Source organism: Streptomyces sp. NPDC090119 (assembly GCF_044747085.1).
Classification (GTDB): Bacteria; Actinomycetota; Actinomycetes; order Streptomycetales; family Streptomycetaceae; genus Streptomyces.
Genome location: NZ_JBIVDK010000001.1, coordinates 192,210 through 218,547, shown reverse-complemented (window position 1 = coordinate 218,547; position 26,338 = coordinate 192,210). Strand labels below are relative to the sequence as shown.

The following is a 26,338-nucleotide window of genomic DNA, read 5'->3' as shown; positions in this document are numbered from 1 at the left end:
GGCATGATTATGCGCAGGCTCACACGGCCTAGGAACGCGACGCCTTCCGGCACCCGTCTGCGGCGGGCTCACCCCGGTCGACCGGCGTGCTGCGGTCGTACGGGTCGACCTCCGGGCCGTCGTCGTCCGCCCGCTGGTCCGTGCCGAAGGGCGGGACCAGGTAGCCCGTCCGGGCGTCGCAGCCGCCGTTGGTCCTGAAGTACGCGTACGAGACGATCGAGAACGTGCCCGGCTCGGTGATCACCTTGTCGGGGTCGTCCCAGTTCAGGACCAGCTCGCGCCGGACGATCGTGCGAACGATCTCGTCGTCGCCGGGCGCGTCCGCGCGGGCGACCGGGTAGACGAAGGTGACGTCGGCGGTCACCTGGAGCGCGCCGCGCTCGCCCTCCCGGTAGCTGAGCCTGCCCCGCGTCTTCACGACGTCGCCGACCAGACGGGTGCGGGAGGGCTGGAAGCGGCTGAAGAGGCGGAGGGGGTCCTGCTTCTCGCTCGGCGTCCGGAAGGCGGTCCTCAGCAGGTCCTGGACGTCCTTCTGGTGCGGGTTGATCAGCGCGATCGCCTTCTCGGGGCGCTCGCCCCGCAGCACCCCGCGGTCCAGGCCGGACATGACGAGGAAGTCCCGGCTGCGGCCGAGGGCCCGCTCGACCTCGGCCGCGCTCATCCAGCCGACCGCGCGGGCCCGGGGCACGGTGATCCCCGCCGCTCCGCTCGCCCAGTGCGCCGCCGGTGAGCCGCGGAACGGCTCCGCCGCGGTGGGGCGCTGGGCCGCCTCCGTCGGCGGGGCCTCGGTCGGGCGGGCGGTCTCGGCCGCCGACGGCCGGGCGTCGCCGCCGGTGAGCAGGTCCAGCGTCCGCTCCGGCGCGAGTCCCACCGCCGCCAGCACCAGCGCGGCCGCGAGCCCGGCCGCGTACCAGCCCGTACGGCGCCTGGGCCGCGCGGGAGAGTGGTTGCGCCAGCCCTCCTGGCCGCGGCCGGGCTCCGCGCGCAGCCGCGCGGTCACCTCGCGGGCCCGCGCCGACGGCTCCTTGGGCGCGTCGGCGGCACCCGCCGCCGACTCGCGCAGAAACCGCTCCCACTCCTCGTCGGACCTGGACGACCCGTCCGGCTCCGTACCCGCACCCATTCCAACCCCCTGGCGATCAGCGGACCGCGACCCACTCCCCCGGGACGCGTCCGCATAATTGCACAGGGCACTGACAGCGAGGCCGACCGGGCGGACCGGGGCTCGCTCCCCTCGGTCACACCGCGTCGCGCTCGACCGGGCAGCTCATGCAGCGCGGCCCGCCCCTGCCCCGGCCCAGCTCGCTGCCCGGGATCTCGATCACCTCGATGCCCTGCTTGCGCAGATGCGTGTTGGTGGTGGCGTTGCGCTCGTAGGCGACGACGACGCCGGGCTCGACGGCGAGGACGTTGCAGCCGTCGTCCCACTGTTCGCGCTCGGCGGCGTGCACGTCCTGGGTGGCGGTGAGCACCCGGATCTCGCCGAGGCCGAGGGCGGCGGCGATGGCCCGGTGCATGTGCTCCGGCGGATGGTCGGTGACCTTCAGCTCGCGCTCGCCGACGCCGGGCTCGATGGTGTACGAGCGCAGCATGCCGAGCCCGGCGTACTGGGTGAAGGTGTCGCCGTCGACCATGGTCATCACGGTGTCGAGGTGCATGAAGGCACGCCGTTTGGGCATGTCCAGCGCCACGATGGTCTGCGCGGAGCCCGCCGCGAACAGCTTGTGCGCGAGCATCTCCACGGCCTGCGGGGTGGTCCGCTCGCTCATCCCGATCAGCACGGCGCCGTTGCCGATCACCAGCACGTCACCGCCCTCGATGGTGGAGGGGTAGTCGGCCTGGCCGCGCGACCAGATGTCGAAGCCCTCCTTCTCGAAGAGCGGGTGGTGCCGGTAGATCGCCTCGAAGTGCACGGTCTCGCGCTGCCGGGCGGGCCAGCGCATGGCGTTGATGGAGACACCGTCGTAGATCCACGCCGAGGTGTCGCGGGTGAAGAGGTGGTTGGGCAGCGGGCCGAGCAGGAAGTCGTCCAGCTCCATGACGTGGAAGCGGACCGACGCGGGCTCGGGGTGGCCGGTCAGGAACTCCCGCTTGGTCATGCCGCCGACCAGCGCCTCGGCCAGCTCGCCGGGGGCCATCGCGTCGAAGGCGGTGCGCAGATGGTCGGTGGCGAGCGGGCCGTACTCCTTCTCGTCGAAGACGCGGTCCAGGACCAGACTCCGGGCCGCCGGGACGGCGAGGGTCTCGGTGAGCAGGTCGCCGAAGAGGTGCACCTCGACCCCCCGGTCGCGCAGGACGTCGGCGAACCCGTCGTGCTCGGCGCGTGCCCGGCGCACCCACAGCACGTCGTCGAAGAGGAGGGCGTCCTTGTTGCTGGGGGTGAGGCGCTTGAGTTCGAGGTCCGGTCTGTGCAGGATCACCCGGCGCAGCCGCCCGGCCTCGGAGTCGACGTGGAATGCCATGCCTTCATCCTGGCCGTCCGCGACCGTGTTCACGCGCCTTCCGACCGTTTCCGCGCCCCCGGTTTTCGTCGTGGCGACGAGAAGCGGGGCGGTCTCGCGTGGCCCGTGCTCGGGGAGTGACCGGTGGCGCACGCGTGGTTCCCGTGACCGGCGCCGGGTGGTACACACGGCGGACGCACATGTCCTGTCCGCCAGCAGGAAGGTCGCTCCCCCATGTCCGCTTCACGACGTCAGGTCCTTGCCTCCGCGAGCGCGGTGGGGGCGGGAATCGCCTTCACCGGCGCGTTGTCCGAGCTGTTCGCGGGCACCGCCGCCGCGCAGCCGCTGGGCCGCACCGGGTACGGCCCGCTCGTCCCCGACCCGGACGGCCTGCTCGATCTGCCCAAGGGGTTCCGCTACCGGGTGCTCTCCCGCGAGGGCGACCCGCTGCGCTCCGGTGAGGGCCCGGTGCCGTCCAACCACGACGGCATGGCCGCCTTCGCGGGCCGCGACGGCCGTACCCACCTCGTCCGCAACCACGAGAACCGCCCCACCGCCAAGATCCGCGTCCCGGCCGTGGCGGGCCTGACCTACGACCCGGAGGGGCACGGCGGCTGTACGGCGCTGACGCTGGACTCGCACAACCGGGTACTGTCCGAGCGGGTCGCCATCGCCGGTACCGCCGTCAACTGCGCGGGCGGCCGGACCCCTTGGGGTACCTGGCTGACCTGCGAGGAGACCGAGGACCGGGCGGGCGACAACGGCCACACCAAGGACCACGGCTTCATCTTCGAGGTGCACCCCACCGACCCGCACCGCACCGGCGCCGTCCCGCTGACCGCGATGGGGCGCTTCCAGCACGAGGCCATCGCCATCGACCCCCGGCGCGGTGTGGTCTACGAGACCGAGGACGCCTTCCTCAAGCCGTTCGGCCTCTTCTACCGGTTCCTGCCCGAGAAGCCGCTCGGCGGTGTCGGTTCGCTCCGCGCGGGCGGCCGTCTCCAGGCGATGCGGGTGCCGGGGGTGCCGGACCTGTCCACGGTCCTGGAGACGGGGGCGTCCTTCGACGGCATCGAGTGGGTGGACGTCCCCGACCCGCTGGCCGCGACCACCCCGACCCGCCTCCAGGACTACGGCCCGCGCGGCATCACCCACGCCCAGAAGCTGGAGGGCTGCTACTGGGGCGGGTCCTGCGTGTACTTCGTGTCGTCCTTCGCCCACAGTGCGGAGGGCTCGGCCGCCGACCACTTCGGCCAGATCTGGCGGTACGACCCCGAGCGCCGCCGTCTCACCCTGGTGATCGTGTTCGGCCCGGACACCGACGTCCAGCTGCCCGGCGAGTCCCCGGACAACATCTGCCTCGCCCCCAGCGGCGGCCTGATGGTGTGCGAGGACGGCAACGGCGCCCAGCACGTCTTCGGCGTCACCCGCGGCGGCGAGGTCTACGCGATGGCACGCGGCCGCCAGAACCTCGGCACCCCCGAGGAGCCGGAGTGGGGCGAGTTCGCGGGCGTCACCTTCTCGCCGGACGGCGACACGATGTACGTCAACTGCTACACCCCGGGCACCACGTTCGCGGTGACCGGGCCCTGGCGGAGGTAGGTCCCCGCCAGGGCGGCCGGTGGGCTACAGGCGCGGGTCCACCGGCTCCGACTCCAGCGCGAGTACGCCGAACACCGCCTCGTGCACCCGCCACAGCGGCTCCCCGTCGGCGAGCCGGTCCAGGGCCTCCAGGCCGAGGGCGTACTCGCGCAGCGCCAGCGACCGCTTGTGGTTCAGGAACCGGCGGCGCAGCTTGGCCAGGTTGTCGGGGCGCGTGTACTCGGGTCCGTAGATGATCCGCAGGTACTCGCGGCCCCGGCACTTGACGCCCGGCTGCACCGGCCGCCCCTGTCCGTCGCGGACGAGCGCGCCGAGCGGTTTGACGACCATGCCCTCGCCGCCCCGGCCGGTCATCTCCAGCCACCAGTCGATCCCTGCCCGCACCGACTCCGGGTCACCGGTGTCGACGTAGAGGCGCCGGGTGGTCTGCAGCAGGCCGGAGCTGTCGTGCTCCACCAGGCGGTCCAGCAGGGCGAGTTGCTCGTCGTGCGGGAGTCCGGCGAGGTTCCGGCCGCGTACCGCGAGCAGCTGGAAGGGGGCGAGGCGGACGCCGTCCAGGCCGTCGGTGGTCCAGCAGTAGCGGCGGTAGGCGTCGGTGAACGCGGCCGCGTCGGCGGCGCGTTCACGCTGCCGGGCCAGGAGCGCGGACACGTCGGCGCCCCGGACCCCGGCCGCCTCCAGCGCGGCGAGCGCGGGCGGGAAGACGGCACCGGAGGCCGCGCCCACGGCGGCGTACTGGCGGCGCAGCAGTCCCTGCGACTTCAGCGACCACGGCATCAACTCGGCGTCCAGCAGCAGCCAGTCGGTGTCGAGCCGCTCCCACAGGTCCGCCTCGGTGACCGCCGCGCGGAGCCGCCCGAGGATCTCCTCGGTCACCGCGCCGTCGTCGAAGAACGGCCGCCCGGTACGGGTGTAGAGCGCGCCCGTGGGCCCCTCGCCCACGCCGAACCGCTTGGCGGCGGTCTCCGCGTCCCGGCAGACCAGGGCCACGGCCCGCGAACCCATGTGCTTCTCCTCGCACACGACTCGCTCGACGCCGTCCCGCGCGTACTGCGCGAACGCCTCGGCCGGGTGCTCCAGGTAGCCGTCCTCCTGGGAGGTGGGTGTCGGCGCCATGGTCGGCGGCAGGTACGGCAGCAGGCACGGGTCGACCGCGAAGCGGCTCATCACCTCCAGCGCGGCGGCCGCGTTCTCCTCGCGCACCGCGACCCGGCCCAGGTACCGCGTCTCGACACCGCCGCGCCCGGTGACGTCGGCCAGGTCCAGCGGCCGTCCGTCCTGGCCACCGGGCGCGTCGACGCGCAGCGGCCGGACCGGCTCGTACCAGGTCCGCTCGGCGGGCACGTCCACGATCTCGCGCTCCGGCCAGCGCAGCGCGGTCAGCTTGCCACCGAAGACGGCGCCGGTGTCGAGGCAGATGGTGTTATTGAGCCACGTGGCTTCCGGGACCGGAGTGTGGCCGTACGCCACAGCCGCGCGGCCCCGGTAGTCCTCGGCCCACGGGTAGCGCACGGGCAGCCCGAACTCGTCGGTCTCGCCGGTGGTCTCGCCGTACAGGGCGTGCGAGCGGACCCGGCCGGAGGTGCGGCCGTGGTACTTCTCCGGCAGCCCGGCGTGGCAGACCACGAGACGGCCGCCGTCCAGGACGTAGTGGCTGACCAGCCCGTCCAGGAACCGGCGTACCTCGTCCTTGAACTCCTCGCTCTCGCCGTCCATCTGGGCGATGGTCTCGGCGAGGCCGTGGGTGTGCTGGACGGTGCGGCCCTTGAGGTAGCGGCCGAACTTGTTCTCGTGGTTGCCCGGCACGCACAGCGCGTTCCCGGCCGTGACCATGCCCATCACGCGCCGCAGCACGGCGGGGCTGTCCGGCCCCCGGTCGACCAGGTCGCCGACGAACACGGCGGTACGGCCCTCGGGGTGGACGCCGTCGGTGTAGCCCAACTTGGCCAGCAGCGCTTCCAGTTCGGCGGAGCAGCCGTGGATGTCGCCGATGATGTCGAAGGGACCGGTGAGGTGGGTGAGGTCGTTGTACCGCTTCTCGGTGACGATCGTGGCGCCCTCGACCTCGGCGACCCCGCGCAGCACATGCACCTTGCGGAAGCCCTCGCGCTCCAAGCCCCTGAGGGACCGGCGCAGTTCGCGGGTGTGCCGCTGGATCACCCGGCGGGGCATGCCCGCGCGGTCGGACCGGGCCGCGTTGCGCTCGGCGCACACCTCCTCGGGCACGTCCAGCACGATGGCGATGGGCAGCACGTCGTACTTCCTGGCCAGCTCGATCAGCTGCTTCCGGGCGTCCGGCTGGACGCTGGTGGCGTCGACGACGGTACGGCGCCCCGCGGCGAGCCGCTTGCCCGCGATGTAGTGCAGGACGTCGAAGGCGTCCTTGGTCGCGCTCTGGTCGTTCTCGTCGTCGGCGACCAGACCCCGGCAGAAGTCGGAGGAGATCACCTCGGTGGGCGCGAAGTGCTTACGGGCGAAGGTCGACTTGCCGGACCCGGTGGCGCCGACGAGGACGACGAGGGAGAGGTCGGTGACGGGCAGCGCCCGCCCTGTGCTGGTCCCGGTCATGCGGCCTTCGCCTCCTTCTTGTCCTGCTCGGTGGTGTCACGGTGGAAGACGGCCAGCTGGGTGGGCGGTCCCACCTCGGGGTCGTCGGGTCCGAGGGGGCGGAAGTCGACGGTGTAGCCGTAGCGTTCGGCGACTGCGGCGGCCCAGGTGCCGAACTCCGCGCGGGTCCACTCGAAGCGGTGGTCGCCGTGCCGTACGTGTCCGGCGGGCAGGGTCTCCCAGCGGACGTTGTACTCGACGTTCGGCGTGGTCACCAGCACGGTCCGCGGGCGGGCCGCGCCGAACACGGCGTACTCCAGCGCGGGCAGCCGGGGCAGGTCGAGGTGCTCGATGACCTCGCTGAGCACAGCCGCGTCGTAGCCGGTGAGCCGCTTGTCGGTGTAGGTGAGCGAGCCCTGGAGCAGCTGGACGCGGGACGCCTGCCGCTCGCCCATCCGGTCCAGCTTGAGACGGCGGGCGGCGATGGCGAGGGCGCGTGCCGACACGTCAACGCCGGTGATCTCGGTGAACCGCACGTCCCGCAGCAGCTCCCGCACGAGGTGGCCCTCGCCGCAGCCGAGGTCGAGCACGCGGGCGGCGCCCGCCTCGCGCAGTCCGGCGAGGATGGCCTCCCGGCGCTGGACGGCGAGCGGGGTGGGCCGGGGTTCGGCCTCGGCCTCCGCCTCGACGGCGTTGTCGATGTCCTCGACCTCGCTGTCGTCGGTCTCGGCGAGGCGCAGCAGCTCCAGCCGCTCCATCGCCTGCCGGGTCAGCGACCAGCGGCGGGAGAGGTAGCGGTTGGTGATCAGCCGCTGCTCGGGGTGGTCGGGCAGCCAGCCCTCACCGGCGCGCAGCAGCTTGTCGACCTCGTCGGGCGAGACCCAGTAGTGCTTGGCGTCGTCCAGCACCGGCAGCAGGACGTAGAGGTGGCGCAGCGCCTCGGCGAGGGTGAGCCGCTCCGACTCCAGCACCAGACGGACGTAGCGGGAGTCGCCCCAGTCGGGGAACTCGGTGTCCAGGGCGACCGGTTCGGCGGTGACGTCCCAGCCGAGCGGCGCGAACAGGGCGCGCACCAGGTCCGGGCCGCCCTTCGCGGCGACGGCGGGCACCTCGATACGCAGCGGCAGCGGGGCGGCGGCGCGCTCCGGGCGGGCCTTGCACACCCCGCGCAGGGCGGTGGAGAAGACGGAGCTGAGCGCGACGGCGAGGAGCGAGGAGGCCGCGTAGGGGCGGTCGTTGACGTACTGGCCGAGGGCGGCGTCGGGGGCGCCGCCGCGGCCCTTGCCCTTGCCGCGCCGGATCAGCGCGATGGGATCGACCTCCAGCAGCAGCGCGGCCGTGCAACGCTCCACCTCCGCCTCGGGGTAGAAGACGTGCGCGGTCCCGTGGGACGTGCTGAACGTCTGCGCGTTGCCGGGGTTCTTGTGCAGCAGGAACCCGAGGTCGGTGGCGGGGGTGGCGGCCGTGCCGCGTGTGGAGATCGTCAGGAACACATGTCCGAGTCTCGTGGTCGCGGGGGTGCTTTGACCACCGTTTTTCGCGAGTCGGGGCCCGCCTTCGGCTGGACGGCGGGCCCCGGCGGCGAGCGTCAGGAGAGCTGGGGCATGACCTCGGCGGAGATCAGCTCCAGCTGGTCCAGGTCGTCGAGGTCGAGCATCTGGAGGTAGATCCGCTCGGAGCCGACCTCCTGGAAGCGGCCGATCTTCTCGACCACCTCGGCCGGGGTGCCGGCCAGGCCGTTGGCCTTCAGCTCGTCGACCTCGCGGCCGATGACGGCGGCGCGGCGGGCCACCTCGGCGTCGTCCCGGCCGACGCAGGCGACCAGGGCGTTGGAGTAGACGAGGGAGTCGGGGGCGCGCCCGGCCTCCTCGGCGGCGGCGCGGACCCGGCCGAACTGGCGCTCGGTGTCTTCCAGGGACGCGAAGGGGATGTTGAACTCGTCGGCGTAGCGGGCCGCGAGGCGCGGGGTGCGCTTGGCTCCGTGGCCGCCGATGAGCACCGGGATCTTGTCCTGGGCGGGCTTGGGCAGCGCGGGGGACTCGGTGAGGTCGTAGTAGGTGCCGTGGAAGTCGTAGGTCTTGTCGGCCTCGGTGGCCCACAGGCCGGTGACGACCTCCAGCTGCTCCTCCAGGCGGGCGAACTTCTCCTTCGGGAAGGGGATGCCGTACGCCTTGTGCTCCTCCTCGAACCAGCCCGCGCCGAGGCCGAGTTCGACCCGGCCGCCGGACATCTGGTCGACCTGCGCGACCTGGATGGCGAGCACGCCGGGCAGCCGGAACGTACCGGCGGTCATGAGGGTGCCGAGCCGGATGCGGCTGGTCTCGCGGGCGAGTCCGGCCAGCGTGATCCAGGCGTCGGTGGGTCCGGGCAGACCGCTCCCGCCGCCCATGCGCAGATAGTGGTCGGAGCGGAAGAAGGCGTCGAAGCCGAGATCCTCGGTGGCCTTCGCCACGGTGAGCAAGGTGTCGTAGGTGGCCCCCTGCTGGGGCTCGGTGAAGATACGAAGGTCCATGGCCTCCATCCTGCCCGCCCTCGGCCCGGCGAGCCGCATCGGCACCACGGCGGCCCTGGTCCGGACCCCCTCAGGCGCCGCTCAGCCCCGCTCCCGCTCCGGCAGCAGCTCCTCCCTGGCCGCCAGTTTGCGCAGCATCTCCAGGACGCGGTCGCGGGACTCGTCCGCCGCGTCGATGGCCTCCATGCACTGCCAGTACACCGCCTCGTCGGAAGCGGCGCTGGCTATGCCGACCAGGGCCATGCCCACCTCGCCGAGCAGCCCGCACAGGGCCAGCAGGGTCCGGCGGGGGTCGGCCAGCTCGGTGAGCCGGGCGGCGAGCAGGTCCCCGGTGTCCAGCTCGGGCCGGTCCAGCACGCCGCAGCCCCGGCCCGCCAGCTCCATCAGCCCCAGCGCCTCCCCGCGCAGCTCGGGCGGCCCGGACACCGCCAGCCTGCTGCCGATCGCCTGCGACAGGGCCTGCGCCTGCCACACCTCCCTGAGAGTCCCCGGCGCGTCGGCACCCGCCACCAACGCCTCTCCGCCGATCTCAATGAGCCGTAACGCGTCCATCCGCCGCCCCGTCCCCGTCCGTCCGTTCGCCGCACACACGTCTTCACTACCCAGAGTGATGGCAGTTGGGGCGAAAAGCCAGAGGAAGACCGAAATCTGTGGACAACAATTCGGAATCGGCAGGGAAATTGACTCCATAGAGTGATAGCGGAGTCCGTGGGTCCACCCGTCGGATCAGGGCGCCCCGTCGCGTCAGGGCGTGTCGCCCGCCCCCGGTACCGGGAACCGCCCCTCGTTCCGCTCGATCTTCGCCGCGAGCGCGGCCAACGGGTCGACGCCCAGCACCTCGCACAGCTGGAGGAGGTAGGCGAGGACGTCGGCCACCTCGTCGGTGACGCGGTGCGCGGTGCCGGGGTCGTCCATCACGCGGGCCGACTGCTCGGGGGTCAACCACTGGAAGATCTCGACCAGTTCGGCGGCCTCCACGCTCAGCGCCGAGACGAGGTTCTTCGGGGTGTGGTACTGCTGCCAGTCGCGGGCGGCGGCGAACTCGGCCAGCCTGCGCTGGAGTCCGGCCAGATCGGGATGTTCGGTCACGGCTCCAGGTGTACCACCGCGACGCCCGGCGTCCCGACGGCCCAGGCCGCGTCGCTGACCGCCCCCACGCAGCGGACATGGCCGCGCTCCCCCATCCGGGCCGCCACATCGAGGAGTTGGGTCCGCTGGCCGGGGTCGAGGCAGCGGTCGAATCCGTCGGCGAGCACGGTGAGGGTGCGCAGCGCGTCCGGCACCTCCCCCGGCGCGTCCACGTCCAGCACCCCCGGCCCGGTCAGCAGGACCAGGGCCAGCGCGACGTAGCGCAGCTCGCCGTCGCCCAGCCGGGCCAGCTCGGTGCGGTGGCCGTCGCCCCGGTCGAGCAGCGCCCGTACCGTGCCGTCCCGCAGCCGTTCGGCGGCCAGGTCGGCCACCGGGCCCGCGCATCCGGCGCGCACCACCTCGACCAGCTGGGCGTGCCGACGCCCGCACTCGGCCCGCGTACGGCTGAGGACGTCGGCGAGGTTGTCGCAGCCGGGCAGCAGCCGCCCGGAGCCGGTGGGCACCGGGACCCGCATCCGGGCGGGCGCGGGGTCGCAGGGGAAGACGGAGCGCAGCGCGACGACCATCTGCTCGGCGGCGGCCAGTACCCGGCGCTGGCCGTCCGTCTTCCCGGCCACCCGCAGCGGCAGCAGGGTGGTGCCCAGTACGTCGTCGGGGAGCGGGGCGCGGGTCACCGGGGCGGCGCCCGCGGTGTGCCAGGCGGCCTGCACGGTCCGGCGTCCCGGGTCGCGCAGGGCGGTCTCCAGCAGGACGACCCCGCCCGCGCTGAGCCGTTCGCCCACGACGCGCAGCCGGGGTTCGGCCTGCACGGCCACGTCGAGCTGGACCGGGCCCTCGACGCCGTCCGCGGTGCAGCCGATCCGGAAGCCGCGCCGCCCCTCGGCGTCCGGCCGGGCCCGGTCGGGCACCCAGGCCGTCGGGTCCGGGAACACCTCGTCGAGCGCGGCCCCGCCGCCGAGCCGGGCGAGGGCCTCGTAGGCGGCGAGCGCGGTCGACTTGCCGGAGCCGCTCGGCCCGGCGAACAGGGTGACGGCGCCCAGCGGGAACGAGGCCCGGCGGTGTCCGGCGAACGCGGACAGCCGCAGCTCGGTGATCCGGGCGCGCACGTCGTACCCGTCGGGGAACGGGGCCGGAGGGGCGGTGGGGAGGGAGGTGACCGACATGAGCGGACCGTAGGACCGCCCGCGCGGGGCGAACCGTTTTCTCCCCGGACCTTCCTACGATCGGGCGACCGACCCGGCCCCCGGCGCGCCACCCGCTCGGCCGAACCGTCTGAAGAACCTACGAGCGCCGGGAGATCCAGGCGGCGCCTCTCAGCCGGACGCCTCCACGCCCATCAGCCGGACGCCTCCATGCCCATCAGCCCGCTGACCTCGGTCCCGGGCGGCGTGAGCAGGAAGACGTTGCGGTCCACCCGGTGCATCCCGCTGCCCAGTCCGAACACCACACCGGTGCTGAAGTCCAGGACGCGCTTGGCGACATCGCCCTCCGCGCTGGACAGGTCCAGCAGTACCGGCACCCCCGACATGAGGGTCTCGGCGACGTCGCGCGCGTCCGCGAAGATGTTGACCCGCAGGACAACGAACCGGCGGCGCGCCTCGGTGTCCGCTTCCGGGAGCGCCCGGTGGCCGACCGCGGACGGCCACGCGTCCCGGCCTCGCAGCGGCACGACCTGGGCGAGCCCTTCCCACTGTTCATCGGTGACGTCGTAACGGCTCACCGGCTCCCCCTGACCTGACTCGCTTTCGATGCCTGCACCAGCCAATTCTTACGCCAAGTCACCCGTTCAGCCCAACAACGACACACTGTGCGACACAGCCCTGATCCGGCGTCCGGGCCATCTGCCGTGCCCAGGGCGCCGGGCGGGCCCCCGGGAGGCCCGGATCACCATCGCAACGAGGGGAACGTCACAGGCCATCGTTCTGCTGTCACCTGAGCACCCTGTCCTAACATCCGAGCATGACGGTCCTGCCTGACGACGGGCTCCCACTGGCCGCCGAGTTCCCTGACGCGACGCACGAGCAGTGGCAACGCCTGGTCGAGGGTGTACTGCGCAAGTCCGGCAAGGAAGTCTCGGGCGAGGCAGCTGAGGACGCCCTGTCCACGACGCTCGAGGACGGGCTGCGCACCCGGCCGCTGTACACCGCGCGCGACGCCGCGCCCGACCCCGGCCTGCCCGGCTTCGCGCCGTTCACCCGCGGTGGCCGCCCGGTGGGCAACACCCCCGGCGGCTGGGACGTGCGGCAGCGGCACGCGGCGCTCACCGACGGTTCGGTGCTGGCCGACCTGGAGAACGGCGTCACCTCGCTCTGGCTGGTGCTCGGCGCGGACGGCATCCCGGTCGCGGACCTCGGCCGCGCGCTCGACGGCGTCTACCTGGACCTCGCCCCCGTGGTCCTGGACGCGGGCGCCGACACCGAGGCCGCCGCCGACGCGCTGCTGAAGCTGCACGAGGAGCGGGGCACCGCCCCCGAGGACGTACGCGGCAGCCTGGGCGCCGACCCGCTGGGGCACGAGGCCCGCACCGGCACCCCGCTGGACTTCGCCCCCGTGGCCGCGCTGGCCGCTCGCGCCGCCGCGTATCCGGGGCTGCGCACGCTGACCGTGGACGCGCTGCCGTACCACGAGGCGGGCGGCTCGGCCGCGCAGGAGCTGGGCGCCTCCCTGGCCACCGCCGTGGCGTATCTGCGGGAGCTGACCGAGGCCGGGCTGAGCGCCGAACAGGCCGCCGTCCAGCTGGAGTTCCGGTACGCGGCGACCGCCGACCAGTTCCTCACCATCGCCAAGCTCCGCGCGGCGCGCCGCCTGTGGGCGCGGGTCGCCGAGGTGTGCGGGGCGCCGGGCGCGGGCGCGCAGGTGCAGCACGCGGTGACGTCGCCGGTGATGATGTCCCGGCGCGATCCGTGGGTGAACATGCTGCGCACGACGGTCGCCACGCTGGCGGCCGGGGTGGGCGGCGCGGACTCCGTGACGGTGCTGCCGTTCGACCACGCGCTGGGCCTCCCGGACGCGTTCGCCCGCCGTATCGCGCGCAACACCTCCACGATCCTGGTCGAGGAGTCGCACCTCGCGCGGGTCGTCGACCCGGCGGGCGGCTCCTGGTACGTGGAGAAGCTGACCGACGAACTGGCGCACGCCGCCTGGGAGTTCTTCCGGTCGATCGAGCAGGAGGGCGGCCAGGCGGCCGTGTTGCGCTCCGGCTGGCTCCGCGACGACCTCGCGCGCACCTGGGCGGAGCGGTCCGCGAAGCTCGCCAAGCGCCGCGAACCCATCACCGGGGTCAGCGAGTTCCCCTTCCTGGACGAGAAGCCGGTGCACCGCGAGCCCGCGCCCGAGCCCCCGTCCGGCGGCCTGCCGCGCGTACGCCGGGACGAGGCGTACGAGGCGCTGCGGGCCCGCTCCGACGCCCACCTGGCCGCGACCGGCGCCCGCCCCCGGATCTTCCTCGCCACGCTCGGCCCGGCCGCCGAGCACACCGCCCGCGCCTCCTTCGCCGCCAACCTCTTCCAGGCGGGCGGCATCGAACCCGTCACCACCGGGAACTTCGAGGAGAGCGGCGCCACCGAGGCCGTGCTCTGCTCCAGCGACGCCCGCTACGCCGAGGAGGCCGAGCAGGCCGCCGAAGCGCTCCGCGCGGCGGGCGCCCGGCAGGTGCACCTGGCGGGCCGCCCCGCCGAGTACGCGGGTGTCGACCGTTACGTCTTCGCGGGCTGCGACGCCGTCGCCGTACTGTCCGCGACCTTGGACCGAATCGGAGTGTCCTGATGGGAATCCCCGACTTCTCCGGCATCGAGCTGGGCACCCCGGCCGTCGACGGTGGCGCCGAGGAGTGGCGCGCCGCCGTCAAGCGGGACACCGGGGGCGCCGAGCCGCTGTGGGAGACCCCCGAGGGCATCGAGGTCAAGGCGCTGTACACCGGCCGTGACCTGGAGGGCCTGGACTTCCTGGACACATACCCCGGCATGGCGCCGTACCTGCGCGGCCCCTACCCGACGATGTACGTCAACCAGCCCTGGACGATCCGGCAGTACGCGGGATTCTCCACGGCGGCGGAGTCCAACGCGTTCTACCGGCGCAACCTCGCGGCCGGTCAGAAGGGCCTGTCGGTCGCCTTCGACCTGCCCACGCACCGGGGTTACGACAGCGACCACCCGCGCGTGACGGGCGACGTCGGCATGGCGGGCGTCGCCATCGACTCGATCCTCGACATGCGGCAGCTCTTCGACGGCATCCCGCTGGACAAGATGACCGTGTCGATGACGATGAACGGTGCCGTGCTGCCGGTGCTGGCGCTGTACATCGTGGCGGCGGAGGAGCAGGGCGTACCGCCGGAGAAGCTGGCCGGGACCATTCAGAACGACGTCCTCAAGGAGTTCATGGTCCGCAACACGTACATCTATCCGCCGAAGCCGTCGATGCGGATCATCTCCGACATCTTCGCGTACACCTCGCAGCGGATGCCGCGTTACAACTCCATCTCCATCTCCGGCTACCACATCCAAGAGGCGGGCGCGACGGCCGACTTGGAGCTGGCGTACACCCTCGCGGACGGCGTGGAGTACATCCGGGCGGGCCGGGAGGCGGGGCTGGACGTGGACGCGTTCGCGCCCCGGCTGTCGTTCTTCTGGGCGATCGGCATGAACTTCTTCATGGAGGTCGCCAAGCTGCGCGCGGCCCGGCTGCTGTGGGCCAAGCTGGTGAAGCAGTTCGACCCGCAGAACGCCAAGTCCCTGTCTCTGCGCACCCATTCGCAGACCTCGGGCTGGTCGCTCACCGCGCAGGACGTGTTCAACAACGTCACGCGTACGTGTGTGGAGGCGATGGCGGCGACCCAGGGCCACACCCAGTCGCTGCACACCAACGCCCTTGACGAAGCGCTGGCGTTGCCCACCGACTTCTCCGCGCGCATCGCCCGCAACACCCAGCTGCTGATCCAGCAGGAGTCGGGCACCACGCGGGTCATCGACCCGTGGGGCGGCAGCGCCTATGTGGAGCGACTGACGTACGACCTCGCGCGCAAGGCGTGGCAGCACATCCAGGAGGTCGAGGCGGCGGGCGGCATGGCGCAGGCCATCGACGCGGGCATCCCGAAGCTCCGGGTGGAGGAGGCGGCGGCGCGCACCCAGGCGCGGATCGACTCCGGGCGCCAGCCGGTGATCGGCGTCAACAAGTACCGCGTGGACAGCGACGAGCAGATCGACGTGCTGAAGGTCGACAACTCCTCGGTGCGCACCCAGCAGATCGAGAAGCTGCGGCGGCTGCGCGCGGAGCGGGACGACACCGCCTGCCGGGACGCGCTGGACGCGCTGACCCGTGCGGCGGACGGCGAGGGCAACCTGCTGGAGCTGGCGGTGAACGCGGCCCGCGCCATGGCGACGGTCGGCGAGATCTCGGACGCGCTGGAGAAGGTGTACGGCCGCCACGCGAGCCAGATCCGTACCATCTCCGGGGTGTACCGCAACGAAGCAGGCGAGTCCCCGTCGGTGGACCGCACCCGTGCCCTGGTGGACGCGTTCGAGGAGGCCGAGGGGCGCAGGCCGCGCATCCTGGTCGCCAAGATGGGCCAGGACGGGCACGACCGGGGCCAGAAGGTGATCGCCACCGCCTTCGCCGACCTCGGCTTCGACGTCGACGTCGGCCCGCTGTTCCAGACGCCGGACGAGGTCGCCCGGCAGGCGGTCGAGGCGGACGTGCACGTGGTCGGGGTGTCCTCGCTGGCCGCCGGTCACCTCACGCTGGTCCCGGCGCTGCGCGAGAAGCTGGCCGAGGAGGGGCGCGAGGACATCATGGTCGTCGTGGGCGGGGTGATCCCGCCGCAGGACGTGCCGACGCTGCTGGAGATGGGCGCGACGGCGGTGTTCCCGCCCGGCACGGTCATCCCGGACGCGGCGCACGACCTGGTGAAGCGGCTCGCGGCCGACCTCGGCCACGACCTCTGAGCCCGGCGATGGCCGCGATCGATCTCGACACCTATGTGAAGGGCGTGCTCGACGGGAAGCGCGCCCTGGTGGCCCGCGCCATCACCCTGGTCGAGTCCACCCGCCCGCAACATCGCGCGCTCGCGCAGGAGTTGCTGACCGAGCTGCTGCCGCACAGCGGGCGGGCGCGGCGGATCGGGGTGAGCGGGGTGCCGGGCGTGGGCAAGTCCACGTTCATCGACGCGTTCGGCACCATGCTGACCTCACAAGGGCACCGGGTGGCGGTGCTCGCGGTGGACCCGTCCTCCACGCGGACCGGCGGCTCGATCCTGGGCGACAAGACCCGGATGGAGCGCCTCGCGGTGGACCCGCACGCGTTCGTCCGCCCCTCTCCCAGCGCGGGCACGCTGGGCGGGGTGGCGAAGGCGACCCGCGAGTCCATGGTGGTCATGGAGGCGGCCGGGTACGACGTGGTCCTGGTGGAGACGGTCGGCGTCGGCCAGTCGGAGACCGCGGTCGCCGACATGGTGGACTCCTTCCTGCTGCTCACCCTGGCCCGCACGGGCGACCAGCTCCAGGGCATCAAGAAGGGCGTGCTGGAGCTGGCCGACGTGATCGCCGTCAACAAGGCGGACGGCCCGCACGAGAAGGATGCGCGGGCCGCGGCCCGTGAACTCGCGGGCGCGCTACGGCTGATGCACGGCAAGGACGCCTTCTGGACTCCGCCCGTGCTGCACTGCAGCGCCCGCGAGACGAGCGGCCTGGACACGGTGTGGGAACGCCTGGAGCAGCACCGCACCCTGCTGGACTCCACGGGTCGCCTCAGCGCCAAGCGGCGGGAGCAGCAGGTGGGTTGGACGTGGGCGATGGTGCGCGACGAGCTGTTGGGCCGACTGCACGCGGACCCGGAGGTCAGGCGACTGGCGCCGGGTCTCGAACAGGAGGTCAGGGAAGGCTCGTTGACGGCGACGCTGGCGGCGGAGCGGATTCTGCGGGCGTTCGAGGAGCGGGGCGGGGCGTCGTGACGGTCTGGTGGTGCAGGGCGTCGTAACGGCTGTGCGCGGCGGGGGCGTTGTGACAGCCCTGTGACCGGAGGAGTGGCTTCCGCCACAGCCGGTGGGGGCCGCTCCTGATCAACTCGCCGGATGCGCAGATCATTCGCAGGTGTGGGTGTGCTCCTGGCTCTCGCAGGGTGTGGCACCGTCGAGCCCGGGGCCGGTGGGGGCGGGGTGCGCGCGGAGGCGCTGTGCCCCTCGAAGGCCGCGCCCTACGGCGAGGTCCCGCTCGCCCGCTCCACGGCCACCGCCGACGCCCCGCGCCCGCCGGGCACGCCCAGCCCGGTGCCGTCCAGCACCGGGACCGTCCAGGACGGGGTACGGATCACCCGCCTGTACGCCGGTGCGATCGACGAGGACGGTGCCTGCCGGTCGAGTTCCCTGACGGTGGAGTTCGAGGTGACCAACCCGGCCGCGCACGACATGACGTACACGGTCGTCTTCGACGCCAGGGGGTACACCGGGGGGAGCCGGGTCATGGGCCCGGTCGGGCCGGGCAGGACCGTGCGCGGGAGGGTGGCGATGAGCCGGGACCACGGCGACCTCGCGGGCGGCACCAGCGTGTCGATCATGTCCGTACGCAGCATCCCCAGCGCCGAGGCCCCGGCCCCCGGCGGCCCCTGCCCCGCCTCCGGGGTGCGGGTGTACGCCGACCAGGGTGACGCGGCGTTGGGGCTGCGCATGGTGGGCCTGCACCTGGAGAACTGCGGTACGGAGCCGTACACGGTGAACGGGCGCCCGGAACTGGAGATCATCGACGCCGGTCACGAGCGCGTAGAGGGGGTACGGATCGTGCCCTCCGCCCAGGTCGCCCAGCTCGGCGGTCCGGCGGACGTGGTCGGGCCCGTCACCCTGCGCCCCGGCGAGCGCGCCCTGTCCGGCATCGTCTGGCGCAACACGGTGCAGGCCTTCGGCGGCGCCGTGAACGCCCCCTACCTCCGCGTCCGCGCCAGGGCGGGCGCCGCGCCGGTGATGCTGACCCCGGAACTGGACCTCGGCACGACGGGCAGACTGGGGGTCGACGCATGGCGGAAGGAGGAGTGAGACGCCTTCCCGCCCGATCGGAGGGAGAAGTGGTGGAGGACGTGACGGAGGACCTGGTGGAGGGCATCGGCTACGCCGACAAGGGTCGGCCCTCGCCGCACGCGCTCACCGGTGCCGGGGTCGCCGTGACCGACGCGGCGGGCCGGGTGCTACTGGGCTGGTCGAAGAAGCGCGAGGTGTGGGAGCTGCCGGGCGGCAAGAACGACGCCGGGGAGGGCTTCGCGGAGGCGGCCGTGCGGGAGTTGGCCGAGGAGACGGGCCTACGGGCCGAGGCGGAGGACGCGCGGCTGCTGGCGCTGCTGATGGACTCCGTGCACGGCATCCCACGGGTCACGGCGGCGGTGCGGGTGACCGCGTACAAGGGTGAACCGAGCGTGCGCGAGCCGGAGTTGATCGACCGCTGGGAGTGGCACGACCCGGCGACGCTGCCCCGGCCGCTGTTCACGCCGAGCGCGCATGTCATCGACACGGTGTGGCCGGGTCTGCTGACGGGGCTGCCGGTGGTGCACCGGTATCCGCTGGCAGGCGCCTAGGCCGCCGATCGGGTACGGAAGGCGCGTACGGCCATCCCCAGCAGCCCGGCGTTGACCAGCGCGCACAACGCGACCCAGGCGGAGAAGAGCAGCGGGCTGAGCCAGTCCACGGCGGGGTCCAGTTCGGGCGAGGGCGCGAGGAAGGCGACGGCGCTGAGCGGCAGGGTGACGGCGAAGGGCCAGATCGCGGCGAAGCCGGGGTCGGGCGAGAGGTAGACGGCGTACAGGAAGAACCCGAGCGCGGACCCGGCCACCACGAGGTAGCCGCGCGAGAGCCAGTTGTCGGTGGCGAGGGTCAGCCAGGCCCGAAGTCGGCGTGGGCGGGGGCGTGTTGTGGAGGCCATGGTGCTTCCCTTCCGTTCGGCGGGATGCGGTCACGGGTACCCGGAAGGACTCAGACGGCCACCTCCTGGGTCCCCAACACCATGAGCAGGGCGAGGCGTTCGGCGTCCTCGGTGCCGGGTTCGGCGGTGTAGACCATGACCCGCAGATCGCTGCCGGCGACCGACAGGATGTCGCAGTCGAGGGTCAGCGGGCCGACCACCGGGTGGTCGATGGTCTTGCGCGCCGCGTCGTGGACGCCGACCGTGCCGCCGTCCCACAGCTCCGCGAACCGGGCGCTGTGGGCGCGCAGTTCGGAGATCAGCGCGGCCAGGTCCCGGTCGTCGGGGTAGCGTCCGGCGGCCGCGCGCAGGTCGGCGACGAGGGCGGACTCGAAGGCGGCCAGTGACTCGGGGGTGTGCCGTACTCCGGAGCCGGAACCGGCGAAGTGCCGCCAGACACCGTTGAGTTGGCGCCCTCTCCACCGACTGGAATCCCCCATGAGAGCCGCGTAGGGCGGGTTGGCGGTGAGCAGGGTCCAGGTGGCGTCGTAGACGGCGACCGGGGTGCGGCCGAGCCGGTACAGCAGGCGGTGCACGCTGGGCGGGATGAAGGTGGGCACGGCCGTCGGGGCGGGCGGGGCGAGCCCGGCGAGCCGGTACAGATGGTCGCGCTCGGCCGCCGACAGCCGCAGCGCCCGGGTGAGCGCCTCCACGACCTGGGAGGACGGGTTGGTGGCCCGGCCCTGCTCCAGCCGGGTCACGTAGTCGACGGAGATCCCGGCGAGCTGGGCCAGCTCCTCCCGCCGCAGCCCCGCGGCCCGTCTGCGTCCGCCCGGGGGCAGCCCCGCCTCGCCGGGCGGGAGCCGGTCCCGCCAGCGGTGGATCGCCGTCCCGAGTTCCGTGCTCGCCATACGGTCCAGTGTGCCGCGCGGGGCGTGCGGCCGCCTGGTACCGCCAGTCCCAGGAAAACCGGTCCTCTGGCTGCCGCCGCGCGCCCGGCGGAGGCTGGAACCATGACGAACACACTGATCACCGGAGCGAACAAGGGCCTCGGCTTCGAGACCGCCCGCCGCCTGCTCGCCGAGGGCCACACCGTCTGGGTCGGCGCCCGCGACGAGGAACGGGGCAGGCGGGCGGCCGAGGAGCTGGGCGCGACGTTCGTCCAGCTCGACGTGACCGACGACGCCTCCGTACTGGCGGCGGTCCGCACGCTGGAGGCGGCGGGCGGCCTGGACGTCCTGGTCAACAACGCGGGCATCGAGCCGCGCCGCCCGGACGGCGGCTTCGTCGACCCGGCGGCCGTCACGGCGGACGACGTACGGGCCGTCTTCGAGACGAACGTCTTCGGCCCGGTACGCGTCCTCCAAGCCTTCCTCCCCCTCCTCCTCCGCTCCCCCGCCCCCGTCGTCGTGAACGTCAGCAGCGGCCTGGCCCTCACCCGCGCCCTCGCCGACCCCGCCGCACCGGAGCACTTCTACCCCGACCTCTCCTACCCCGCCTCCAAAGCCGCCCTGAACATGCTCACCGTCCAGTACGCCAAGGCATTCCCCAACCTACGCATCAACGCGGCGGACCCCGGCTTCACGGCGACCGACCTCAACCACAACACCGGCATGCAGAGCGTGGCGGAGGGTGCGGAGGTGATCGTCCGGCTGGCGTGCGAGGGGGAGGCGACCGGGACGTTCCAGGAGGGGGCGGGGGTGCGGGGGTGGTGAGGCGGGCTGGTCGGGTGGGGGTGCCACTCCGAGGTGGCGCCGACGTGGCTGCTGGCGCTGTGGGGGGCGGTGGCCAAGATGTTCCCGGCGTAGGGCGGTGATCACCACGGGATCATGCGCCGCACGGCCGCCTCGGCATTCAGCGGCCGCCGGATCGCGGCGCTCACGCGCTGACCCACGAGGAGCTGCGCGACACCCTCCCCCTGGTGATCAGCGCGGGCTACGAGACGACGGTGAACATCATCGACCAGGCGATCACCGCCCTCCTCGCGGGCCCGGCCCAGCTCGCCCACGCCCGCGCGGGCCGCGCGAGCTGGGCCGAAGTGGTCGAGGAGACCCTCCGCCACGAGCCCGCGGTCAAACACCTCCCCCCCTCCGCTACGCGCTCCGCGACATCCCCCTCCCGTACGGCCGCCGCCCCCTTGGCGAGCCGATCCTCGCCTCCTACGCGGCCGCCAACCCCCACCCGTCCCAGCACATCCCCTCCGCCGACACCCACCCAGCGAAGGACCACCTCGCCCTCGGCCGTGGCATCCACTTGTGCCTGGCTGCTCCGCTGGCCCGGCTGGAGGTGAGCACGGTGCTGCGGAGATTGTTCGAACGGTTCCCGGGGCTGGAACTCACCCTGTCCGCCGAGGGGTTGTGACCGGTGCCGGCGCGGCGGGGACGGGGCAGGGGGTGAACTGCCGTGCGTGCACCTTGTCCCTACGTCGCTCTGCAATGCGTAGGCTGACTGCAAGCACCGAGGAGGCGCTGCTGTGACCACTCAAATGCAACCAAACGAAAAAGCCCTCACCGCCGCTTAACACCCCAGGTTAACAAGTGCCGTCCACGCGCCTGCGGGGGTGTTCCCAGCCATGGCTACGTGGCCGCGTCCGCTAAGCCGTCGTCCCCGCGCCTGCGGGGGTGTTCCCGAAGTGCAGGACCGCGCTCAGGATGAGTGCGAGTCGTCCCCGCGCCTGCGGGGGTGTTCCCGTGTACGGCTACGGCTACCCCAAGTACTGCTCGCCGTCCCCGCGCCTGCGGGGGTGTTCCGCCGGAGGCGTTCACCAGCGAGTCGCTCGCTGAGTCGTCCCCGCGCCTGCGGGGGTGTTCCCGGCACCGCCGACGGATGTTTCGTTGTCCTGCCGTCGTCCCCGCGAGCGCGGGGGTGTTCCCGCAGGCGTCGGCCACACCGCAGGCACCATCTCGTCGGCCCCGCGAGTGCGGGAAGAGGGCGGCGGTGTTCTCGAGACGGCATCGAGGGGTCAGGGGTGTTTGCCCGCCTGGTCTTCACCTCGCCTGTCGGCCCCGGATGGAGTGGTGGAACTTGGGCTTCCCCCCGGAGTTCCGCCCCCTCATGACCAGCGAAGCACGTCCGGGTCGGCCATCAGGCCATAGGTATGAGCTGCCCCTCTCCAAGGGCACCCACCCGGTACACACGACCTCGTGTCAGCTTTCCGTTTCGCCAACCGCCGCCAACAGCGAACCCGCCAGGCTAGGTCCGCCTTCGCCACGCCCACACCGAGGCCGTACCCACGGCGAAAGCCGTGATGGTGACGAGCCACGCGACCGTATCCGGGGCGGACCAGCCCCACAGCGGGACGGACGCGCTGTCCACCCCCGCGATGAGCACCACCGCGCCAGTCGTGAGTGCCACGCTCCGGCCGACGTCCCACCCGCACGCGCGCAGCGCCCAGCCGAGCCCGTAGGCCGTCGCCAGCGCGAGCACGGCGGAGACGACGCGGGCGATCCACCCCTCCCCGGACGCGACCGACTCGACCAGGAAGCCCGACAGAGCAGCGGCGCCAGCCACCAGTACCGGAACGAGCAACGACCGGACGGTACGCGGTAGGTCCTCGTGGGCCACGCCCGCCACGAGTGCGACCCCCGCCACTATCAGCACCGCGCCGCTCAGCCAACTCGTCGGCCAGAGACCGGCGAAGCCGTCCGGGTCGGGCTCGTGTGCGAGGAAGGACGCCAGTAGCAGCACGGCCGGCACCCCGCCCACCGCCGCCACGGCTGCCCCGGTCCGGCCCCACCGCCCAACCGTCCAGGCCAACGCGGCCAGCACGACGGCGAACAGGGCGGTGCCCCACCAGGTGTAGCCGGTGGTGAGGGTGTCCGAGCCGGGGCTCACCGGCACGTTGCTGCGGGGGTCCCATGGCAGGAGCAGCAACTGAGTGGCGGCCGCCAGAACTGCCGCGCCCGGCGCCAGGACCGTCAGAGCCGGGCGGGATGGGGCGGCGGCGTCATCCGTGTGGTTCTCCATCCGAGAAGAATGGCGAATCGAACTGGCTCCGACCAGGGGCTACGACGGGAAGAAGGCCCTGTCGCCCGCTTTCAGTTCCGCCCGGCCCCGCCCCACAGCCCAGAAGCCATCGGCAGGAGTCCTCCCCAAGGCCAGCGAAGGAGGCGTCTAAGGACTCTGGCTGACCGATCGACTACGGGACTCAACTTTCATGTGGCCTCTCGCAGTTGGTCCAGTTCCCGACCAATCGCGTCCCGCAGCTCGTCGTGCCGCGGACCGAGCCGGAAGCGTTCGTCGCTCCACCGGTCAGGCGGATAAAGCCACACCGGCTTGCCCACCAGTTCGGCCGACTCCCACTCGAAGCGCGGCCAGACATGCGCGTGCAGGAACGGGTCCGTGTTTCCCAGAATCTCCAGGTTGACTCGACGGAAAGCCGGGTCCAGCCGCCGACAAGCACGCTCGACCGCTTCACCGAGCTGTTCCATGTCCGACAGGAACGACAGCCGCTTCGCCCTCGGCAGATCCGACAGCCGCTGTACGTCCGGCGCGTCAACGAGCAGAACCGAGTAGCCAGGCAGGAACTGCACGTCCCCGATCACCGCGAACCCCGCCGTCAACCGTCGCAGCACGGTCGGGTTCTCGCCCCTCAGCGCAGCCCCGATCCGGTCCATCCGCCAGTCACCAGTCATGGCCAGAAGCTACATTCACTTGGCTCCCCGGTATCGATCAGTCGGGAATCGAGCGGTCTGCCATTCGCCCGCAGTCGACGTCCCCCACAGCACCCCCACCGCCCTCGTACCCGACCCGCCATCCACCATCCCGGCCCGCCCCCATGCATGCCGCTCCTACGATGAGACAGAGCGCAGGGGGGATCACAATTCGACTCCGATCAACCGGCGTTGAACAGCCGGACGGACGGGAGGACCGTCGATGCAACTGAACGAAAACAGGGCTCTTCCCTCACAAAAACCCAGCTCAACAAGTGTCGTCCCCGCGAGCGCGGGGGTGTTCCGTGCTGCGGGTGCAGCTTCACATCGCCCGGCACGTCGTCCCCGCGAGCGCGGGGGTGTTCCGGAGTCGATGAACACGTCCGTCGTCATGGAGCCGTCGTCCCCGCGAGCGCGGGGGTGTTCCGTACCGGCGCATCAAGGAATGGCCGCCACCGCCGTCGTCCCCGCGAGCGCGGGGGTGCTCCCCGATGGAACGTCGTCCAAGGCTTGCGGGCGGGGGCGTTCCTATGGGCTCGAAGGTGCTTGCAAGCTGCGCGCGGCCACGGCTTGCAGTTGTGGTGTGACCCTGGTGGCAGAGCAGCGCGCGGCTTCCGAGGGTCGATGCACGGTGGCAAGATCGGATCGTGGGTTTGAACATAGCTGTCGGTGTGCTCGTCGATGCCGAGGACGACGACTACACCGAGATGGTCCGCGCTGACTTCGTCGCGGTCGGCGAGCTACTGGTACGTGTGGGAGCTCGACCGTGGACTGAGCCCGACCTGGACGACGGTGAGGCCGCGGAGTTCGAGGCATGGGGCTACTCGGGCTTGCACACCGTTCGCCGTCTCGCCGTTCACCTCGCAGCAGCGGGCCGACTGCCCGAGCCATTGGGTACGAGTCGGCGGGCGGCCGACGACCCGCTCCTGAACCAGGTGTACGAGGCTCTCCCCAGTGATCCTCCTGGACCGTTCGACCATCTGGTCCACCATTCCGACTGCGAGGGCTACTACGTCCCCATCGAGTTCGACCACGTCATCGTCGACAAAGCGGTCCCGGGCGGCTACCTGGGCTCCTCGGTGCGGCTGCTGGCGGAAACGCGTCGACTTGCTGAAGCCCTCGGCCTTCCGGAAGACCTCGATCCGGACTCAGAAGAGGTCTTCGACGCCGCCGACGCCGAGGAGCCGGCCGCGGAGGGGTGGCAGCGCTACGGCGTCGAGTCCTACGTATGCCTGCAACTGCTCCGCGCTGCGCGGCTCTCGGTCTCGACTGGAGCAGCCATCGCCTTCACCTGAGGGGGGACGTCCCGCGATCGTCCGACGACACGTAGGGGAACGTCCTCAGTACGGCATGGCCCCCAGGTGGGTGCCCCGATCCGCCGGAAGGTCTTGACCGATAGCGCGTTGCCCAAGCGCCTCGCCCAGAGTTCCGCGAACTCCTCCCCCGGCGAAACCGTCTACATCTCCGAGAGGGTCAGGCCACCTCGCTGCCCGCCACACCACGTCAGGCCACGGACTTGCCCTTGACGTGGTACTCGTCGGAGGGAAGCGAGTCCCACTCTGTATTCGCACCGTCGCGTATCACCATGAACAACGGACGCGAGCGGAGGACCTGCCCAACCAGTTGTGCGCGCACGATGATCCCGGGGTCGTCCGGGGCTGCGTAGCCCTCTGGCGTGTAGCGAAAGTGCACATCCATCGCCTCGGCATACGCGATCACCTCGCATTCCAGCTCCGACAGGTCTCTCCCGACCAGCGGGATTCCGTCGAAGGCGACTTGGGGACCTTGGACGGCGTCGGCGGCGATACAGAACAGCCCCACGGCTCGGCTCGCGTAGGCCGTCACAGCGGGCGGAAGGGAAGCCGACCCGTGGCGGTGCACTTCGATCTTCCAAGTCGGCGAGAAGATCGGGTAGTCCTGAGCACAATCGCCGACTTTCGTACGGCCAAGTGTCCCAGCGACCTTGACCACTTCGTCGACGGTCATACCGAACCGGAGGGGGCCGACGCCGACCGCCTGCGAGTAGGACCACTGACCGCGGTCGGTGACTCCGAAATCGACTTCGGCCTCGGACTCCACGATCACTCCTCCAGAAACACCTGAAAACTTGCCGCCGCCCATCATGCCGACCGCCAACCAGCGTTCCGCAGGGGGCTGCTGAGCTGGCGCAGATCACTCAGGGCAAGCTGCGTGCGGGCTCGGCCACGAATGGCCCCTGAACATGCGCGCTCACCTGTTCCGAGACTGATATCGAACGGGTTGAACTGAGCAGCCCGCCCGACGCCCGCTCAGCCGACTTCCCCTACAACACACTCGCCCCGAACCGACATCCGCCATCCCGGCCCACCCCCCTCTCTGCCACTCTTACGATGAGACCGAGCACGCAGAGGGGAGAACTGACACAACGGCTCTGGAAAAGCGGCGTTGGACAGGCAGACGGATGGGAGGGCGGCCAATGCAACTGAATGAAAACAGGGCCTCCCCCGAACAAAGCCCCAGCTCAGCAAGTGTCGTCCCTGCGAGCGCGGGGGTGTTCCCAGCGCGGCGGCCATCGCCGTGGCGATCGGAACGTCGTCCCTGCGAGCGCGGGGGTGTTCCGTGCAGGCTCTCGGCTACAAGGTC

22 protein-coding genes, 1 pseudogene and 3 CRISPR repeat arrays (1 of these 26 running past the window's edge) are annotated in these 26,338 nt (G+C 72.1%); of the genes and pseudogenes, 9 read left to right on the top strand and 14 right to left on the bottom strand.

What is annotated here, in order from left to right; genetic code table 11:
- Positions 1–28: 28 nt before the first annotated feature.
- Both ACIPPM_RS00980 and ACIPPM_RS00975 read right to left on the bottom strand, forming a co-directional pair.
- The gene (locus ACIPPM_RS00980) at positions 29–1,123 is read right to left on the bottom strand and encodes a hypothetical protein (protein WP_401441795.1); all 1,095 of its coding nucleotides are present in this window, start codon (positions 1,121–1,123) and stop codon (positions 29–31) included.
- A 115-nt stretch (positions 1,124–1,238) separates the two neighbouring features.
- On the bottom strand, positions 1,239–2,462 hold the full coding sequence (locus tag ACIPPM_RS00975) for an arginine deiminase (RefSeq protein ID WP_401441794.1): 1,224 nt from the start codon (positions 2,460–2,462) through the stop codon (positions 1,239–1,241).
- A 213-nt stretch (positions 2,463–2,675) separates the two neighbouring features.
- On the opposite strand from ACIPPM_RS00975, the gene ACIPPM_RS00970 reads away from it, so the two are divergent.
- Positions 2,676–4,043 (top strand): alkaline phosphatase PhoX, encoded by a 1,368-nt coding sequence (locus ACIPPM_RS00970; RefSeq protein ID WP_401441793.1) that lies wholly within the window; start codon positions 2,676–2,678, stop codon positions 4,041–4,043.
- Positions 4,044–4,067: 24 nt separating this feature from the next.
- On the opposite strand, the gene ACIPPM_RS00965 is transcribed toward ACIPPM_RS00970, so the two are convergent.
- The 7 genes from ACIPPM_RS00965 to ACIPPM_RS00935 all read right to left on the bottom strand — a co-directional run bounded on the left by ACIPPM_RS00965 (position 4,068) and on the right by ACIPPM_RS00935 (position 11,911).
- Positions 4,068–6,611: a polynucleotide kinase-phosphatase gene (locus ACIPPM_RS00965; RefSeq protein WP_401441792.1), complete on the bottom strand. Its 2,544-nt coding sequence runs from the start codon at positions 6,609–6,611 to the stop codon at positions 4,068–4,070.
- A complete protein-coding gene (locus ACIPPM_RS00960) occupies positions 6,608–8,083 on the bottom strand; it encodes a 3' terminal RNA ribose 2'-O-methyltransferase Hen1 (RefSeq protein ID WP_401441791.1) in 1,476 nt (491 codons plus the stop codon). The genes ACIPPM_RS00965 and ACIPPM_RS00960 overlap by 4 nt, the downstream gene beginning before the upstream one ends.
- 95 nt (positions 8,084–8,178) lie before the next feature.
- Positions 8,179–9,102 carry an LLM class F420-dependent oxidoreductase gene (locus tag ACIPPM_RS00955; protein ID WP_401441790.1) on the bottom strand — a complete coding sequence of 308 codons (924 nt, stop codon included), beginning with the start codon at positions 9,100–9,102 and terminating at the stop codon, positions 8,179–8,181.
- Positions 9,103–9,183: 81 nt separating this feature from the next.
- Positions 9,184–9,654, bottom strand: coding sequence for a DUF6099 family protein (locus ACIPPM_RS00950; RefSeq protein WP_401441789.1), 471 nt, complete (start codon positions 9,652–9,654; stop codon positions 9,184–9,186).
- Positions 9,655–9,846: 192 nt separating this feature from the next.
- Entirely contained in the window at positions 9,847–10,191 is a 345-nt protein-coding gene (locus ACIPPM_RS00945) for a nucleotide pyrophosphohydrolase (protein WP_401441788.1), read from the bottom strand.
- Positions 10,188–11,354 carry an ATP-binding protein gene (locus tag ACIPPM_RS00940; protein WP_401441787.1) on the bottom strand — a complete coding sequence of 389 codons (1,167 nt, stop codon included), beginning with the start codon at positions 11,352–11,354 and terminating at the stop codon, positions 10,188–10,190. Before ACIPPM_RS00940 ends, ACIPPM_RS00945 begins: the two co-directional genes overlap by 4 nt.
- A gap of 173 nt (positions 11,355–11,527) precedes the next feature.
- Positions 11,528–11,911, bottom strand: coding sequence for a cell division protein SepF (locus tag ACIPPM_RS00935; protein ID WP_401441786.1), 384 nt, complete (start codon positions 11,909–11,911; stop codon positions 11,528–11,530).
- Between the two features lie 239 nt (positions 11,912–12,150).
- On the opposite strand from ACIPPM_RS00935, the gene ACIPPM_RS00930 reads away from it, so the two are divergent.
- From ACIPPM_RS00930 to ACIPPM_RS00910, 5 genes are all read left to right on the top strand, one after another.
- Positions 12,151–13,956, top strand: coding sequence for a methylmalonyl-CoA mutase family protein (locus tag ACIPPM_RS00930; RefSeq protein WP_401441785.1), 1,806 nt, complete (start codon positions 12,151–12,153; stop codon positions 13,954–13,956).
- Positions 13,956–16,130 (top strand): methylmalonyl-CoA mutase, encoded by a 2,175-nt coding sequence (gene scpA / locus ACIPPM_RS00925; RefSeq protein WP_401441784.1) that lies wholly within the window; start codon positions 13,956–13,958, stop codon positions 16,128–16,130. Before ACIPPM_RS00930 ends, scpA begins: the two co-directional genes overlap by 1 nt.
- 8 nt (positions 16,131–16,138) lie before the next feature.
- Complete coding sequence (gene meaB, locus ACIPPM_RS00920) at positions 16,139–17,134, top strand: methylmalonyl Co-A mutase-associated GTPase MeaB (RefSeq protein ID WP_401441783.1); 996 nt, start codon at positions 16,139–16,141, stop codon at positions 17,132–17,134.
- A gap of 204 nt (positions 17,135–17,338) precedes the next feature.
- Positions 17,339–18,208 carry a DUF4232 domain-containing protein gene (locus tag ACIPPM_RS00915; RefSeq protein ID WP_401441782.1) on the top strand — a complete coding sequence of 290 codons (870 nt, stop codon included), beginning with the start codon at positions 17,339–17,341 and terminating at the stop codon, positions 18,206–18,208.
- A gap of 32 nt (positions 18,209–18,240) precedes the next feature.
- Positions 18,241–18,741 carry an NUDIX hydrolase gene (locus ACIPPM_RS00910; protein WP_401441781.1) on the top strand — a complete coding sequence of 167 codons (501 nt, stop codon included), beginning with the start codon at positions 18,241–18,243 and terminating at the stop codon, positions 18,739–18,741.
- Here ACIPPM_RS00910 and ACIPPM_RS00905 read toward each other — a convergent pair.
- Together ACIPPM_RS00905 and ACIPPM_RS00900 are read right to left on the bottom strand one after the other, a co-directional pair.
- On the bottom strand, positions 18,738–19,085 hold the full coding sequence (locus ACIPPM_RS00905; protein WP_401441780.1) for an SCO4225 family membrane protein: 348 nt from the start codon (positions 19,083–19,085) through the stop codon (positions 18,738–18,740). The two genes, ACIPPM_RS00910 and ACIPPM_RS00905, sit on opposite strands and share 4 nt — an antisense overlap.
- Positions 19,086–19,135: 50 nt before the next feature.
- A complete protein-coding gene (locus tag ACIPPM_RS00900) occupies positions 19,136–19,975 on the bottom strand; it encodes a helix-turn-helix transcriptional regulator (RefSeq protein ID WP_401441779.1) in 840 nt (279 codons plus the stop codon).
- 102 nt (positions 19,976–20,077) lie between these two features.
- On the opposite strand from ACIPPM_RS00900, the gene ACIPPM_RS00895 reads away from it, so the two are divergent.
- Both ACIPPM_RS00895 and ACIPPM_RS00890 read left to right on the top strand, forming a co-directional pair.
- Entirely contained in the window at positions 20,078–20,779 is a 702-nt protein-coding gene (locus tag ACIPPM_RS00895; RefSeq protein WP_401441778.1) for an SDR family NAD(P)-dependent oxidoreductase, read from the top strand.
- Positions 20,780–20,946: 167 nt separating this feature from the next.
- Positions 20,947–21,425, top strand: a pseudogene (locus ACIPPM_RS00890) (cytochrome P450); the annotation flags it as partial.
- Positions 21,426–21,603: 178 nt separating this feature from the next.
- Positions 21,604–21,937: a CRISPR direct-repeat array (repeat unit 29 nt; unit sequence GTCGTCCCCGCGCCTGCGGGGGTGTTCCC).
- Between the two features lie 319 nt (positions 21,938–22,256).
- On the opposite strand, the gene ACIPPM_RS00885 reads toward ACIPPM_RS00890, so the two are convergent.
- Both ACIPPM_RS00885 and ACIPPM_RS00880 read right to left on the bottom strand, forming a co-directional pair.
- Complete coding sequence (locus ACIPPM_RS00885) at positions 22,257–23,030, bottom strand: hypothetical protein (protein ID WP_401441777.1); 774 nt, start codon at positions 23,028–23,030, stop codon at positions 22,257–22,259.
- Positions 23,031–23,218: 188 nt separating this feature from the next.
- On the bottom strand, positions 23,219–23,698 hold the full coding sequence (locus tag ACIPPM_RS00880; RefSeq protein ID WP_401441776.1) for a diadenosine tetraphosphate hydrolase: 480 nt from the start codon (positions 23,696–23,698) through the stop codon (positions 23,219–23,221).
- A 294-nt stretch (positions 23,699–23,992) separates the two neighbouring features.
- A CRISPR array of direct repeats spans positions 23,993–24,205; the repeat unit is 30 nt; unit sequence CGTCGTCCCCGCGAGCGCGGGGGTGTTCCG.
- Between the two features lie 158 nt (positions 24,206–24,363).
- Between ACIPPM_RS00880 and ACIPPM_RS00875 the strand changes: the two genes are divergently transcribed.
- A complete protein-coding gene (locus ACIPPM_RS00875; RefSeq protein WP_401441775.1) occupies positions 24,364–25,011 on the top strand; it encodes a hypothetical protein in 648 nt (215 codons plus the stop codon).
- Between the two features lie 208 nt (positions 25,012–25,219).
- On the opposite strand, the gene ACIPPM_RS00870 is transcribed toward ACIPPM_RS00875, so the two are convergent.
- A complete protein-coding gene (locus ACIPPM_RS00870; protein ID WP_401441774.1) occupies positions 25,220–25,852 on the bottom strand; it encodes a hypothetical protein in 633 nt (210 codons plus the stop codon).
- Between the two features lie 373 nt (positions 25,853–26,225).
- Positions 26,226–26,338: a CRISPR direct-repeat array (repeat unit 19 nt; unit sequence GCGAGCGCGGGGGTGTTCC) (it continues 281 nt past the right edge of the window).